Raw genomic sequence first — 15346 nt, forward strand, 5'->3', positions numbered from 1 at the left:
AAAATGAGTAAAAAACCAACAGTACTGATGATTTTGGATGGTTATGGATTAAATGAAAAGAAAGAAGGCAATGCGGTAGCAGAAGGGAAAACTCCTGTTATGGATAAGCTGATGGCAGAGTATCCCTTTGTAAAGGGAAATGCAAGCGGAATGGCGGTAGGACTTCCGGATGGTCAGATGGGTAACTCTGAAGTAGGACATCTGAACATGGGTGCCGGCCGCATTGTGTATCAGGATCTGACTAAGATTACAAAAGCAATTCAGGATGGTGATTTCTTTGAAAACAAAGCTCTTCTTGCAGCATGTGAAAATGTGAAGAAACATGATTCAGCGCTCCATCTTATGGGACTGGTATCTGACGGCGGCGTGCACAGCCATAATACTCACATTTACGGACTTTTGGAGCTTGCAAAGAGACAGGGAATTGAAAAGGTATATGTACACTGCTTCCTGGATGGACGAGACACTCCTCCGGCATCTGGAAAAGAATATGTAGAAGAGTTGGAAGCCAAGATGAAAAAAATCGGCGTAGGTCAGGTTGCTACTGTAATGGGACGTTACTATGCAATGGATCGGGACAATCGCTGGGATCGTGTGGAGAAAGCATACCGTGCAATGGTATTTGGAGAGGGCGAAAAGGCAGCGTCAGGCCCGGAAGGAATCCAGGTTTCCTATGATAAGGATACAACAGACGAATTTGTACTTCCTACAATTGTAGAGAAAGACGGCGCTCCTGTGGCGACAATCAAAGATCAGGATTCCATTATTTTCTTTAACTTCCGTCCGGACCGTGCAAGAGAGATCACAAGAACATTTTGCGATGATGACTTTGCCGGATTTGAAAGAGGAGAGCGGATCAAGACGGTCTTTGTATGCTTTACAGAATATGATGTGACGATTGAAAATAAACTGGTTGCGTTTGTGAAAGAGGAAATTACAAATACATTCGGAGAATTTCTTGCTGCTAACGGTATGAAGCAGGCACGTATCGCAGAGACAGAAAAATACGCGCATGTGACATTCTTCTTTAACGGCGGTGTAGAAGAACCAAATGAAGGAGAAGACCGTATTCTTGTAAAATCTCCAAAGGTTGCTACTTACGACCTGAAACCGGAGATGAGCGCTTACGAAGTTTGCGATAAACTGACGGAAGCTATTCGTTCTGGAAAGTATGACGTTATTATCATTAACTTTGCGAATCCGGATATGGTAGGGCATACCGGAGTAGAGGCGGCAGCCATTAAGGCGATCGAGGCAGTGGATGAATGTGTTGGAAAGACAGTAGAGGCTATCAAAGAAGTGGGAGGTCAGATGTTTATCTGTGCAGACCACGGAAATGCAGAGCAGCTCATCGATGAAGAGACAGGAGAGCCGTTCACTGCCCACACAACGAATCCGGTACCGTTTATTCTTGTAAATGCTGATCCGGCTTACAAATTAAGAGAAGGTGGATGTTTGGCGGATATCGCTCCTACATTGATCGAACTGATGGGAATGAAACAGCCAAAAGAGATGACAGGAAGATCATTGCTTGTAAAATAATGAGAAATATATGGTGAGTAAGGGCAACAACAATTATTCTTAAAAAAGGCAAATAAAAATAACCAAAAAGGACCTTGGATTGAGGGGATTCCCCCTAATCTTCGGTCTTTTTTGCATTAAACCAAGGTATTTTTTCTATTTCCTGTTTTTTGGTGTTTAAATCCAGTATAATGTCTCTATTCCTATTTCGAGAGGGGGACATTTAGTGGAGATAACAATTGGGAAATTTATGTATCAAAGCATAGATGATGAAGTGTTGACTATCATGAAGAAAGATAAGGAAGTTTATAGGATGAATATCAGAGAAATAGAAATTACTTTCTATCAACCTGAAGCAACTTTTTCCAGAGTGCCTGGTGTATATTTTGTTGCTCCTGGCATGAATTCGGCATACCTTTGTACTAATCGGAAAGATAAGGGAGAGATTAGAAGGCTGCATGATTACTTGGTGCAGTATGGCGCTAAAGAAATAATTATGGGAGCTATGAAAGCAGGAATGGCGCAACATTCTTCAGATATCCAGAAAAAACAGGAAGAGAAAGCACTCCTTAAACAGCAAAAGGAAGAAGAAAAGAAACAATTGAAGCTTGAAAGAGGGAAACAGGCTGCCATTCGATTAGAGAAACAAAGAAGGCGATCCGGATGCAAAGAAAAGACAGAAGAAAAGTACCGGTGTACCGTTTGCGGTGCTATCTGGTATTCTAATAGCATGGATCGAGCAAAAAATGTTCATAATGCACTCTCCATGTCCACATATGCTATTAATCAGATGCGAGATATATCCCGATGTCCTAAATGTGGTTCTGGTGCGTCTAAACATCATACTGTCCGATATTGGATCGATAAAAAAGGAAATTGTATGGATCGAGAAGAATAAGGGAATAATCCGTGATTTAAGACCTTCAAAAAACTATATATTCATATAGCTTTGTCGCAGATTTGTATGATTTGTCAAGTGTTTTTACTAAAAAAGCATGGAATTTTTCGTTCCATGCTTTTTTGAATCCTAATTTCTAAACTTAATGACATTGAATTTAAATGTTACTACGTCCCAAATTTTACTATCCTTCCGTTTTTGCCAGATTTTTATTCGCTGTTGACAGCATTAGTTTAATACGGTTCAGCTGATTTACCTCACTTGCACCCGGGTCATAGTCGATGGCAACAATATTTGCCAATGGATGGCGGCGTCGCAGCTCTTTGATAACCCCCTTGCCCACTACATGGTTCGGAAGGCAGGCAAAAGGCTGTGTGCAGACGATGTTTGTGGCACCGCTGTGGATCAGCTCCAGCATCTCTCCGGTGAGGAACCAACCTTCGCCAGTCTGGTTTCCGAGGGAAACAATCTCAGATGCCATTTTGCCCAGATCCCGGATATCAGCCGGAGGATCGAAGTGCTTGCTCTCTTTAAATGCCTTGCTGGCAGGAGAGCGGAACCATTCCAGCGCTTTGATTCCAAGGTTTGCAATAGTAGCCTTTGACTTGGCAAAACCAAGATGGGATACCTTGAAATTCTGATTGTAGAAGCAGTACAGAAGGAAGTCCAAAAGATCTGGAACGACAGCTTCGGCGCCTTCACTCTCCAAAAGATCCACCAGATGATTATTGGCGGCAGGGAGGAATTTTACCAGAATTTCTCCAACTACACCTACGCGGGGTTTCTTGATATCTAAAAGTTCAATATTGTTGTCGAAGTCTTCAATAATATTCCGGCACAGTTTTTTGAATTTTCTTCGGGAAGGGTAGCCCTGGGAAACAAAATCAGCACAAACTTTTACCCATTTGCGATGCATAGCGTCAACCGAACCGGGCACTGCCTCATATGGACGGAGGCGGTAAACACATTTCATGAAAATGTCTCCGAAAACAGCAGCATAGATTCCGCGAAGCGCTAATGCCGGTGTAATCTTAAAGCCGGGATTTCCTTCCAGCCCGCTTAAGTTGATAGAAATAACCGGAATATGTTCATAGCCGGCTTTCTTCAATGCGCGGCGGATGAATCCGATATAGTTGGAAGCACGGCATCCGCCTCCGGTCTGACTGATAATGACAGCAATCTTATCTGTATCGTATTTTCCGGATAAAATAGCTTCCATAATCTGTCCTACAACCATAAGAGAAGGGTAGCAGGCATCGTTATTAACATATTTCAGTCCCACATCAACGGCTTGCTTATTGTCGTTTGGAAGGACTTCCACTTTATAACCCGAAGCGTTGAAAGCAGGTTCCAGAAGTTCAAAATGCATTGGAGACATCTGCGGGCAGAGGATGGTGTAGTCTTTGCGCATCTCCTTTGTAAAAGGTACCTTTTTTATGGAAGATGGCTCAATATGCCGTTTCTGTTCCCTTTGTTCTCTGACGCGGATTGCAGCAAGCAGAGAGCGGACACGGATTCTTGCAGCTCCCAGGTTATTGACCTCATCGATTTTTAAAGAGGTGTAGATCTTATCGGAGCGAGTCAGGATATCGGCAACCTGATCTGTGGTGACGGCATCCAGTCCGCATCCGAAAGAATTGAGCTGGATCAGATCCAGATTATCTTTTGTCTTTACATAATTTGCTGCCGCATAGAGGCGGGAGTGATACATCCACTGATCCATAACATTTAAAGGCCGCTCTACCGGGTGAAGGTGTGATACGGAATCTTCTGTCAATACGGCGATATTGTAGGAATTGATCAGCTCCGGAAGTCCATGGTTTACCTCGGGGTCAATATGATAGGGACGTCCGGCAAGAACAATTCCCCGGTTTCCTGTTTTGTCGAGGAAAGCAACGGTTTCCTCACCTTTTTTGCGCATATCGTTCCGGCACGCTTCAAGCTCAACCCAGGCTTTATGAACAGCAGTTTTAATTTCTTCTGCTGTGAGATCAAACTTTGGAGCAAGTTCTTCGATCAGGCGGGAAGAAAGGGTTTCCTCGCTGGCAAAGGACATGAAAGGATGGATGAAATCCACGTTGCCGTTTACGATGGCATCAATATTATTTTTGATGTTCTCCGGATAGGAGGTAACAATCGGACAGTTATAGTGGTTGTTGGCATCGGCAAATTCATTTCTCTCATAAGGAATAGAAGGGTAAAAGATATGCCGGATGCCTTCATTGATCAGCCATTGTACATGCCCGTGGGCAAGTTTGGCGGGATAACATTCAGATTCACTTGGGATAGACTCAATTCCCAGCTCATAAATCTTCCTTGTGGAAGCGGGAGAGAGAACTACACGAAATCCAAGATCCGTGAAGAAGGTGAACCAGAACGGATAGTTATCGTACATATTCAGAACTCTGGGTATACCGATCACGCCGCGGGAAGCTTCCTCCTCTGAAAGAGGCGTATAGCCGAAATACCGCTGACTCTTATACTCAAAAAGGTTGGGAAGGTTGTTCTTCGATTTTTCTTTTCCAAGTCCCTTTTCACAGCGGTTTCCGGTGATAAACTTTCTTCCGCCGCTGAAATGGTTGATCGTCAGACGGCAGTTATTGGTACATCCGCGGCACTTTGTCATCGTTGTCCGGTATTCCAGCGCTTCGATATCTTCGATGGAGAGCATGGTAGTACCTTCGCATTCCACATAGCGTTCCCTTGCGATCAGGGCAGCACCGAACGCTCCCATGATGCCGGCAATGTCCGGGCGGATTGCGTGGCAGCCTGCAATTTTCTCAAAACTTCTAAGAACAGCATTATTATAGAAAGTACCGCCCTGCACAACAATGTGCTGTCCCAGTTCTGATGCATCAGATACTTTAATTACTTTGAAAAGAGCATTCTTAATGACAGAGTAGGCCAGTCCGGCAGAAATGTCGGACACGGCAGCTCCCTCTTTCTGTGCCTGTTTTACCTTAGAGTTCATAAATACAGTACAGCGGGTTCCAAGGTCAATCGGATTATGGGCAAATAAAGCTTCGTGCGCAAAATCTTCTACAGAATAGTTGAGCGATTTGGCAAAGGTTTCGATAAAGGAACCACAGCCTGAAGAGCAGGCTTCGTTCAGCTGTACACTGTCAACAGTCTGGTTTTTGATCTTAATACATTTCATATCCTGCCCGCCGATGTCCAGAATACAGTCTACATCCGGTTCAAAGAAAGAGGCGGCATAATAGTGAGAAACGGTTTCTACTTCTCCTTCATCAAGAAGAAGAGCAGCTTTGATCAGTGCTTCGCCATATCCGGTGGAGCAGGAATGAACAATCTCCACATCCTCGGGAAGCTGAGAATAAATGTCTTTGATTGCTGAGATTGTGGTACCGAGAGGATCTCCTTCATTATTATGGTAAAAAGAATACAGAAGGGTTCCGTCTTCTCCTACAAGAGCCGCTTTAGTTGTAGTGGAACCGGCGTCGATACCAAGAAATGCTTTGCCTTTATAAGAGGCAAGATCCTTAACCGGAACCTGATGTTTTGCGTGGCGCTCTGTAAATTCCTTATATTCTGCTTCGGTTGCAAAAAGAGGTTCCATTCTCTCTACTTCAAACTCCATCTGTATCCGTTTTGCCAGGCGTTCCTGGAGCTCACGGATAGGCACGATGGGTTCCTTGGTAGAGTTTAAGGCAGAACCAATGGCTGCAAAAAGGTGAGAATGATTTGGAGCAATAGTGTGCTCCTCATCCAACTTCAGTGTGCGGACAAACGCTTCTCTAAGCTCTGAAAGGAAATGAAGAGGTCCTCCCAGAAATGCTACGTGTCCGCGAATCGGTTTACCGCAGGCAAGTCCGCTGATGGTCTGGTTTACAACTGCCTGGAAAATAGAGGCGGCCAGATCTTCTTTGGAAGCCCCCTCATTGATCAGCGGCTGAATATCTGATTTCGCAAATACGCCGCATCTGGCAGCGATAGAATACAGAGCTTTATAATTTTTTGCGTATTCATTCAATCCGGAGGCGTCGGTCTGCAGAAGAGAAGCCATCTGGTCGATGAAAGAGCCGGTTCCGCCGGCGCAGACACCATTCATTCTCTGCTCAATATTGCCGCCTTCAAAGTAAATAATCTTTGCATCTTCCCCTCCAAGCTCAATTGCCACATCTGTCTGAGGCGCATAGTCCTGAAGAGCAGTGGATACGGCTACAACTTCCTGCACAAAGGGAACCCCCAGATGTTTTGCAAGAGTCAGTCCTCCGGATCCTGTTATAACAGGAGACACCCGGATAGAACCGAGTTTATAGATAGCCCTTCCCAAAAGGTCAGAAAGGGTTTCCTGGATATTTGCAAAATGTCTTTCATAATCAGAGAAAAGCACATCATTTTGATCATCCAGAATGGCGATCTTTACTGTGGTGGATCCGATATCGATCCCCAGGGTAAATAATTCTTGTTGATTCATAAATATGTACTCCTTGTCTTTGTAATAGTATAGATTTCAGTATGACAAAGATAAAAATCCTGTCTGGGAATATATGTAATTCTACATATTAAACGTTGTTTTCCTAAACGGTAACATTATACGACAAAAAAATTGAAAAGACAATCAACAAATGTAATAGAAATATTAAAATACGGTAAAGTTATCCGGTGTAATTGACAAAGACTTCCTAAAAAGGTAGAATGACTACAGTATTAGAGTAATATGGGAAAGCAGGTATTTTTTCTATGAATTGGTTGGAAAAAATGGAACGGAAATTCGGCAGATATGCCATCCACAATCTGATGTATTACATTATTATCCTTTATGTTGTGGGGCTGGTTCTGCAGCTTTTGGTTCCTTCTTTTTATTATCAGTATTTGAGTCTTGATGTCAGCGCAATTCTGCGCGGACAGATCTGGAGGATCGTAACCTTCATTATACAGCCGCCTCAGACCGGATATCTCTTTATGATTTTTGCCCTTTATCTGTATTATATGCTGGGAAGGGAACTGGAAAATACCTGGGGTGCGTTTCGGTTTAACCTTTATTTCTTTTCAGGTATGTTATTTCATGTGATCGCGGCATTTGCCGCCTATTTCCTGGTGGGGGTATCCTTCCCGCTGGGGACATGGTATTTGAACATGTCATTGTTTCTTGCATTTGCAGCTGTTTATCCGGATATGCAGTTCTATCTGTTTTTTGCGATCCCGGTCAAGGCAAAATGGTTGGGAATCCTGGATGGCGTTTATTTCCTCTACACCATATTGCAGGCTTTTCTGCCCTCCTATGGCGGAAATCCTCTGGTGGGAGTTGTGTACCAGGCAAACGCGATCGCGGCGGCAGTTTCCATTTTGAATTTTGTGATCTTTTTCCTGGGTTCAAGAAATATGAAGCCTTATTCTCCAAAACAGAGAAAGAGAAAAAGAGAATTTCAGCAGAAGATCCGGCCGGAAAATCATTATGCAGGCGGAGCCAGACACCGCTGTGCCGTGTGCGGACGCACAGAGCTGGACGATCCGTCCCTGGAGTTCCGGTATTGTTCCAGATGTAATGGGAATTATGAGTACTGTCAGGATCATCTCTTTTCCCATATACATGTAAAATAGTAACGTGGAAAGAGCAGGGCATTTGTCCTGAAACTTTGGAAATAAAAATATGAAAAAGGAATTGGTGAAAAAAATGAAGAAAAAGAAAACAAAAATAATCTGTACAATGGGACCTAACACAAATGATGAAAATCTGATGAGAGCGCTTGTGAAGAATGGGATGGATATTGCAAGATTCAATTTTTCACACGGAAGTCATGAAGAACAGAAGGGCAGAATGGATATGCTGAAGCGTATCCGGGATGAAGAACATATGCCAACAGCGATCCTGCTGGATACAAAAGGTCCGGAGATCCGTACCGGTATCCTGAAAGATGGAAAAAAGGTAATGCTGGAGACAGGCAGAAAGTTTACACTGACCTCTGAGGATATTACAGGGGATGAAACGAAAGTATCCATTTCCTATAGCGGACTTGTAGACGATGTATCTGTTGGAAGCACGATCTTGATAGATGACGGGTTGATTGGTCTTAGGGTGATCAGCAAAACAGTAACGGATATTGTCTGCGAGATTGTGAACGGAGGAGAGTTGGGAGAGCGCAAGGGCGTGAATGTGCCTAATGTGCCTGTAAGACTTCCGGCTATCACAGACAAGGACAGAGAAGATATCCGTTTCGGCGTGGAACAGGGTATTGATTTTATTGCGGCATCCTTTGTGCGCAATGCAGAGTGTATTGTAGAGATCCGCGCTTTTCTGAAAGAATGTGATGCTCCATACATTCCAATCATCGCAAAGATTGAAAATGCAGAAGGAATTAAGAATATTGACGAGATCATTCGCTGTGCAGACGGTATTATGGTAGCCAGAGGAGATCTTGGCGTGGAGATTCCGGCAGAGGAAGTGCCTTATCTCCAGAAAATGATCATTCAGAAATGTAATTATTATTATAAACCGGTTATTACAGCAACACAGATGCTGGATTCCATGATCCGCAATCCTCGTCCGACACGGGCAGAAGTGACGGATGTGGCGAATGCAGTTTATGACGGAACGGATGCAGTCATGCTGTCTGGAGAAACTGCACAGGGAAAATATCCATTAGAAGCGCTTCAGATGATGGTGCATATTGTGGAGAATACAGAGGAGCATCTGGATTATGATCTTATGCTCAAAAAGGCAGAGGAACACCGTATGAAAGGAATTTCCAGTGCCATTGGCCATGCTTCTGTTACGACAGCATACAATCTGGGAGCGAAGTGTATCATCACTCCGTCTGTATCGGGTGCTACTACCAGAGTTGTTTCTAAATTTAAGCCTAAAATGCCGATTATTGGCGTGACTCCTAATGAGCGTTCTCTTCGCAGAATGCAGATTTACTGGGGAGTAGAGCCGATCAAATCTATTCAGTTCAATACGACGGAGGATATTTGTTCCGGGGCGATCGAGCTGGTATGTGCAAAGCAAATGGCTGATCCGGGAGATGTTGTGGTGCTGACAGCAGGCATTCCCTCCCCGAATGTAAACCGTGCAAAAGAAGGCGTCAGCAATATGATGAGAATCGCTGTGATTGAATAATAAATTAAAATCTGTACAGATATAAGGAGTAACGTACCTATGAAAAAAGAGACATTTGTGACAAAAGAACAGCTGGATGAAATTGTAAAGAAGTATCCCACTCCTTTTCATCTTTATGACGAGAAAGGGATCCGAAAGAATGCGGAAGCGCTGAAGGAAGCTTTTGCGTGGAATAAAGGATACAAAGAGTATTTTGCGGTAAAGGCAACGCCCAATCCCTTTCTGATACAGATTTTAAGAGAATATGGATGCGGATGTGATTGTTCCTCGTACACAGAGCTGCTTCTTTCAGAAGCCATTGGAGCCACAGGAGACGATATTATGTTTTCTTCCAATGATACTCCGGCAGAAGATTTTAAATTGGCCGAAAAGCTTGGGGCGATCATCAATCTGGATGATATCACACACATTGATTTCCTGGAGAAGGCGATTGGGTACATACCGGAGACAATCAGCTGCAGATACAATCCGGGAGGATTGTTTAAGATCAGTAATGATATTATGGACAATCCGGGCGATGCAAAATATGGCATGACAACAGAGCAGATTTTTGAAGCCTTTAAGATCCTGAAGGAAAAAGGTGCGAAAGAATTTGGCATTCACGCTTTCCTTGCAAGCAATACTGTAACAAATGAATACTATCCGATGCTGGCAAAGGTGCTTTTTGAACTGGCAGTGAAACTTCAGAAGGAAACCGGAGCACACATTAAATTTATTAATCTGTCAGGCGGAATCGGTATTCCTTATAAACCGGATCAGGAGCCTAATGATATTCGCGCCATCGGAGAAGGCGTGCGGCGGGTGTACGAAGAGGTGCTGGTTCCTGCCGGAATGGGTGATGTGGCAATTTATACGGAGCTTGGCAGATTTATGATGGGACCCTATGGCTGTCTGGTGACAAAGGCTATCCATGAAAAACATACTCACAAAGAATATATCGGAGTGGATGCGTGTGCGGTGAATCTGATGCGTCCGGCAATGTACGGCGCTTATCACCACATCACTGTGATGGGAAAAGAAAATGAGCCATGCGATCATCTGTATGATGTGACAGGATCCCTCTGCGAGAATAACGATAAGTTTGCGATCGACCGGCACTTGCCGAAAATTGACGCCGGAGATTTGCTTGTCATTCATGATACCGGAGCACACGGTTTTGCTATGGGATATAATTATAATGGAAAGCTGAAGTCAGCAGAAGTACTTTTAAAAGAAGATGGAAGTACAGAGCTGATCCGCCGTGCAGAGACGCCGAAAGACTATTTCGCTACATTTGACTGTTTTGAAATAGGGAAAAAACTGCTGAAATAATTGATAATATGTCCTTAATGAGGTAAAATATAGAAAATTACTTTATTGAGGAGGAAAAAGTATGAAAAGAAGGAAAAAGGCAGTTGGTCTTCTCGTGGCGGCGGCTGTTATGCTGCTGACAGCCTGCAAAATGAGTCCGGAAGAAGTTGGAACTTATGCACAATCGATTCTGGATGCCAGTTATAAGGCGGATTTTGACGAGTACACGGAACAGACAGATTCCACAAAGGAAGAGGCAGAAAACCTTTATGAGAACAATATTGATCAGATGATGACCATTGCCGGTTATGATTCGGCAGGATTGTCAGACGAATTGCTGGACAACTACCGCCAGCTTTTTAAAGACATGTTGGCGCTGGCGGAGTATGAAGTGGGAGAGGTAACAGAAGAAGAGGATGGAAGCTTCACAGTAGCTGTTACGGCAAAGCCGCTCACAGCTTTTGAAGGTTTGGAAGCTGAAGTTACAGAGGCAGTGCAGGCAGAACTGGCGGGTATCACCGATGTTTCCCAGATCCCGGGAGAAGATGAAATTAATCAGATGGTATTCCAAAAGATGTATGAAGGGCTTCAAAGGCGGATGGAATCGCCCACTTACGGGGAGCCGCAGCAGGTAGATCTTCATGTAGCGGCTGATTCTGACAACGTATATTCTGTCGCGGAGTCTGATCTGACGGCTTTAGATCAAATTCTGTTTCCGACGGAAGGATTTTAGATTCTTCTTGCAATGACCTTCCAGGTATCTGTGTGAAAAAAGCTGCTTTCCACACATTCCTCCATCTCCAGAAAACGATGAAAAGGAATTGTAAAGGAAAGGAGATTGCTTGGTATACATTTCCTGGCGGAAGGATCTGTCAGACCGATATAACAGGCAGTGGGATTGTTCCGTGCCGCATCAAGGCCGTAAAGGACTGACTGTGCGCATCCGGATCCAAACGAAAGCTTCACATTGTCCTGTGTTTCCTGGTCGTAATTTGCCAATGTCGCAAGACCGGAAAGCTGGTCGGCATTTACCAGAAAAATGACGATTTCCGGCGTTTCATTTTCTTTTAATTCATTGAGAGGTTTCATAATAACATATTCATCTGTTTCAATGTCCGGCATTGTTTCGATATAATTTCGTGCAATGTCCGGACTTTTTTTATAAAATTCCCCTTTTTTCGGTCCCTTTCCGCCGATGGAAAGAAAGTATTCAATGGTTCCAAGCTCAAACTTTTGAATACCCAGTCCCGCCTTTCCTCCCGCGCAGACAACGGTTTCCCTGTCAAATGCAGCTGTTTTGCCTTTAGAGACTGCATACATCATGGCGATCACACATCCCCATACTCCTTTTCGAAACTGCATGGCATTTTCCGGGATTTCTTTTGATGTAAATACGGCCACCGGCTGACTGGAGAGTTTAAGTGCTTCTGCTATTTTGCTGTTCATAAGAGACATTCCTTTCCTACAGATAATGATATCTTTGCAAATTTTATTTTTGTATATTAAAAATGCAGTTTTCTGATTTAGAAAACTGCACTTTTGTGTCTGAAAATAGAAGATGCGGATGGTGGGACTTGAACCCACACGAAGTCACCTCCGCAAGATTTTGAGTTTTACAAACCATTCAGAAGTATCTGGAACATACTGGTGTTGAATGGTATTGAAAAACCGGCAAAAACCGCATAAATTCAAGTCCTTTCAGCCATCGGCAACAAATAAACCTTACAGATAAAGGATAATTGAAAAAATGCGGTTTGGCAAGTAAATTTTCCCGTTGGAGGGATATTAGGAGGGATGTGGAGGGATATTCATTACTCCCCTCCCGGCAAGATACTTATAAATATATTTATAGAAGAAAAGCAGTCAGCACCTATCACTGACAATCTGATATAAGGAGCTGACGAAGAATGAGAAATAAAGAATATTACGAAGAACGATTTAAGGATTATCCAGACCTTGTGAATTTGGAACAGTTCAGAGAAATGCTGGGCGGCATAGGCGAGGACGTTATGCAGTCCAGCGAAAGTCTTGGTCTGCCGCCCAATTCCCTTAATACGGAGCAGTCTATTGAGCAGGGGTGCAAGTATTTTGCTTCCCTGCTTTCTTCAGCAGAAGCGAAAGGCTGCGATATAAATACCGTCGTCCAGAGTTACAACTATGGCGGCGGTTTTATCGACTATGTGGCTGCCCGTGGGAAGAAATACAGCTTTACACTGGCAGAGAGCTTCGCAAGGGAGAAATCCGGCGGCGTCAAGGTGGACTACAAGAATGAAATTTCCATCAAGCAGAACGGTGGCTGGCGGTATAAATACGGGAATATGTTCTATGTGCAGCTCGTCTCACAATATCTGGCTGTACCTCATTTCAGCGACGCAACCGCACAGGCAATATTCAATGAAGCCTTAAAATATCAAGGCTGGAACTATGTCTATGGCGGCAGCAATCCTAATACTTCCTTTGATTGCAGCGGTCTGGTTCAGTGGTGCTATGGGAAAGCCGGTATCTCACTTCCGAGGACGGCACAGGCACAGTATGACGCTGTGCAGCATATCCCTCTGTCACAGGCAAAAGCCGGCGACTTGGTATTTTTCCACAGTACCTACAGTGCCGGAACGTATGTAACCCACGTCGGGATATACGCCGGAAATAACCGTATGTACCATGCCGGTGACCCGATTGGATATGCAGACCTCAATTCCTCGTACTGGCAGCAACACTTCATCTGCGCCGGACGTGTAAAATCCAACTAAGACAGAAAGGACAACATTTTTATGAAATGGAAGAAAAAAGAAAAAGAGACTAAACCTAATAAGGTGAAAAAGGTGCGTACTATGAAAGTCGGCACGCACAAGAAATCCGTGATTGCCCTGTGGCTGGTGCTGATTGCAAGTGTCAGCTTCGGGGTATATAAGAATTTCACGGCGATAGATATGCACACTGTCCATGAAAAGGAAATCATAGAACAGCGTATTGTGGACACCAATAAAATAGAAAATTTCGTCAAGGACTTTGCAAAAGCCTATTATACATGGAGCAATACCAAAGAAGCGATTGACGCACGGACAACCGCCATCAGCGGCTACCTCACAGAGAGCTTGCAGGATTTGAACGTGGACACTGTCAGAAGCGATATTCCTACCAGCTCTGCGGTGGGCGAAGTCAAGATATGGAATATCGGGCAGACCGGCGAGGACGAGTACACCGTCCTCTACTCGGTAGATCAGACGGTGACGGAGGGCGAACAGGTGACAGAAAACACTGCCGCTTATACGGTAATCGTCCATGCGGACAGCAACGGGGATATGGTTATCATCAAGAACCCGACTATCAGCAGCCTGCCGGAGAAATCCAACTATACACCAAAAGCGAAGGAAGCGGACGGCTCGGTAGACGCTGCCACCACAGCGGAAGTGACAGAGTTTTTGGAAACATTCTTCAAGCTGTATCCTACCGCCACAGATAAGGAGCTTGCCTACTATGTGTCTGGCAATGCCCTTGAACCCGTGGGCGGCAATTATCTGTTCTCGGAGCTTATCAACCCGGTATTTTGTATGGATGGGGATAATGTCAAAGTGTCCGTATCCGTGGCATATTTAGACCAGACTACAAAGGCAACACAGGTATCACAGTTTGATTTGACACTGGCAAAGATGGACGGAAACTGGAAAATCATTCAATAGCGTAGATAAGGCTTGCAGCATACTTTGGTGTGATCTGCAAGCCAGTCTGCCTAATAAAAATCATCGAAATAATTAGTATAGACATTTAAGGAACACTATCTTGCGGTTATCCTATATATGCAGTATCATATGGGGCAGAAAGGAAGTTGAATATCTTGAAAAAAATATTGATTATTGATGATGATTTACATATCGGAAATGTACTTGAAGAAACACTTACTAATGAAGGATATGGTGTTACTCGTGCTTATTCTGGTACGGAAGCCGTGCTTGTACTTTCAAAAACAAAACCCGACCTTGTACTTCTTGATTTAATGCTGCCGGGACTAAGTGGTGAAGAAGTGCTACCGCACATTAAAGGTATTCCTGTAATTGTTATGAGTGCAAAAGTCGATATTGACAATAAGGTTGAATTATTGCTTGGTGGTGCAGTTGATTATATGACAAAGCCGTTTCACACAAAAGAATTGTTAGCTCGTATTGCAGTACATCTTCGCACTTTTAATACTTTTGACAAGCCAAAGGTTTTGACTTTCGGAGAAATCGAACTTGCCAGTGATACACATATAGTACAGATAAAAGACCAAAAAATTAAATTGACAAGAACAGAGTATGCCATTTTGAAACTTTTAATGCAAAATCCTACGCAAGTGATTTCAAAGGCTCACCTCCTTGACCGTATTAGTGAAGATACACCAGATTGTACAGAAAGTTCATTAAAAACACATATCAGCCACTTAAGAGCAAAACTATGCGGAGTTAATGGAAAAGATTATATCGAAACTATCTGGGGAATTGGTTTTAGAATGAAAGGATAAATCCTTAACAAAATCTCAACATTTTTCCTTACCATTTTCTCAACTGTTTTATTGTAAA

10 protein-coding genes and 1 pseudogene are annotated in these 15346 nt (G+C 43.6%); 9 read left to right on the plus strand and 2 right to left on the minus strand.

Going from position 1 to position 15346, the window contains the following annotated elements; all coding sequences use genetic code 11:
- Positions 1-3 precede the first annotated feature (3 nt).
- Together gpmI and EUBC25_RS13190 are read left to right on the plus strand one after the other, a co-directional pair.
- On the plus strand, positions 4-1542 hold the full coding sequence (gpmI, locus tag EUBC25_RS13185) for a 2,3-bisphosphoglycerate-independent phosphoglycerate mutase (protein WP_230105943.1): 1539 nt from the start codon (positions 4-6) through the stop codon (positions 1540-1542).
- Positions 1543-1747: 205 nt separating this feature from the next.
- The gene (locus EUBC25_RS13190) at positions 1748-2419 is read left to right on the plus strand and encodes a hypothetical protein (protein ID WP_230105944.1); all 672 of its coding nucleotides are present in this window, start codon (positions 1748-1750) and stop codon (positions 2417-2419) included.
- 184 nt (positions 2420-2603) lie between these two features.
- On the opposite strand, the gene EUBC25_RS13195 is transcribed toward EUBC25_RS13190, so the two are convergent.
- On the minus strand, positions 2604-6857 hold the full coding sequence (locus EUBC25_RS13195; protein ID WP_230105945.1) for a 2-hydroxyacyl-CoA dehydratase: 4254 nt from the start codon (positions 6855-6857) through the stop codon (positions 2604-2606).
- Between the two features lie 266 nt (positions 6858-7123).
- On the opposite strand from EUBC25_RS13195, the gene EUBC25_RS13200 reads away from it, so the two are divergent.
- The 4 genes from EUBC25_RS13200 (at position 7124) to EUBC25_RS13215 (ending at position 11523) form a co-directional block, all read left to right on the plus strand.
- Positions 7124-7984 carry a rhomboid family protein gene (locus EUBC25_RS13200; protein WP_230105946.1) on the plus strand — a complete coding sequence of 287 codons (861 nt, stop codon included), beginning with the start codon at positions 7124-7126 and terminating at the stop codon, positions 7982-7984.
- A 49-nt stretch (positions 7985-8033) separates the two neighbouring features.
- The gene (gene pyk / locus EUBC25_RS13205; protein WP_230105947.1) at positions 8034-9500 is read left to right on the plus strand and encodes a pyruvate kinase; all 1467 of its coding nucleotides are present in this window, start codon (positions 8034-8036) and stop codon (positions 9498-9500) included.
- A 39-nt stretch (positions 9501-9539) separates the two neighbouring features.
- Complete coding sequence (locus EUBC25_RS13210; protein WP_230105948.1) at positions 9540-10811, plus strand: diaminopimelate decarboxylase; 1272 nt, start codon at positions 9540-9542, stop codon at positions 10809-10811.
- Between the two features lie 61 nt (positions 10812-10872).
- Complete coding sequence (locus tag EUBC25_RS13215; protein WP_230105949.1) at positions 10873-11523, plus strand: hypothetical protein; 651 nt, start codon at positions 10873-10875, stop codon at positions 11521-11523.
- Here the strand turns inward: EUBC25_RS13215 and EUBC25_RS13220 are convergent.
- The gene (locus tag EUBC25_RS13220) at positions 11520-12236 is read right to left on the minus strand and encodes a DUF169 domain-containing protein (RefSeq protein WP_230105950.1); all 717 of its coding nucleotides are present in this window, start codon (positions 12234-12236) and stop codon (positions 11520-11522) included. The genes EUBC25_RS13215 and EUBC25_RS13220 overlap by 4 nt on opposite strands.
- A gap of 542 nt (positions 12237-12778) precedes the next feature.
- On the opposite strand from EUBC25_RS13220, the pseudogene EUBC25_RS13225 reads away from it, so the two are divergent.
- The 3 genes and pseudogenes from EUBC25_RS13225 to EUBC25_RS13235 form a co-directional block, all read left to right on the plus strand.
- A pseudogene (locus EUBC25_RS13225) lies at positions 12779-13540 on the plus strand (bifunctional lytic transglycosylase/C40 family peptidase); the annotation flags it as partial.
- 21 nt (positions 13541-13561) lie between these two features.
- Complete coding sequence (locus EUBC25_RS13230; RefSeq protein WP_230105951.1) at positions 13562-14470, plus strand: conjugal transfer protein; 909 nt, start codon at positions 13562-13564, stop codon at positions 14468-14470.
- A gap of 155 nt (positions 14471-14625) precedes the next feature.
- Positions 14626-15288 (plus strand): response regulator transcription factor, encoded by a 663-nt coding sequence (locus EUBC25_RS13235; RefSeq protein ID WP_230105952.1) that lies wholly within the window; start codon positions 14626-14628, stop codon positions 15286-15288.
- Positions 15289-15346 lie beyond the last annotated feature (58 nt).

Origin of the sequence: Claveliimonas bilis (assembly GCF_020892095.1) — a bacterium.
GTDB lineage: Bacteria > Bacillota > Clostridia > Lachnospirales > Lachnospiraceae > Claveliimonas > Claveliimonas bilis.